Source organism: Salinisphaera sp. G21_0, assembly GCF_017744115.1.
Classification (GTDB): domain Bacteria; phylum Pseudomonadota; class Gammaproteobacteria; order Pseudomonadales; family Endozoicomonadaceae; genus Endozoicomonas.
The window spans coordinates 1-544 of sequence record NZ_JAGHQW010000280.1; the positions used below are offsets into that span (position 1 = coordinate 1).

At 43.2% G+C, this 544-nt stretch carries 1 protein-coding gene; it reads right to left on the minus strand.

Going from position 1 to position 544, the window contains the following annotated elements:
* A partial coding sequence (locus J7439_RS26065; RefSeq protein WP_209204968.1) for a hypothetical protein occupies window positions 1–500 on the minus strand: 500 nt, incomplete at its 3' end.
* Between the last annotated feature and the right edge of the window lie 44 nt (window positions 501–544).

A 544-nucleotide genomic window follows, 5' to 3' on the forward strand; every position in this document is an offset into this window, starting at 1 on the left:
TGATGAGGGGTAAAAACACCCGCTGAAGTCAATGAATGAAGTGTTGTCGTCAGGCTTCGCCAATTCCAACTCCGTGTTGCGGTAAAATTTTGCAGCAAATGAATCAGCTGGCTTTGTTCAGCCCGATTTAACGGTCTTTTAGCAGCTAACGAGTATTTTTTAATTAAACTGGCATATTTCCCGTGATGTCTCCCATCATAGCGATGTCCGAAACGATTCGATTTAATCACCAGATCATCCATTATTTCCTGTTTAATGAGGGCATTGAAATCTTGAACAGGGTTTACTGAGCGGCACAGTAGATACTGAGAAGGAGATGCGCCAGAAGAATTATAAAATTCATCACGTCCGGGGTTAATGCGGGGAGGATTATCCCATTGTCTGACTGTGGCATGTCTATATCGTCCGGGCCTTGAAGAAGCGGCACGATTTTCCGGGTGGTTGTAATCATTACCAGGTCTTGCGTATTGACCACTGATGCCAGCAGGGGGTCTATGCATAATTATATTTCATCAATTCATGAAAATATAAAAAGCTGACTGCT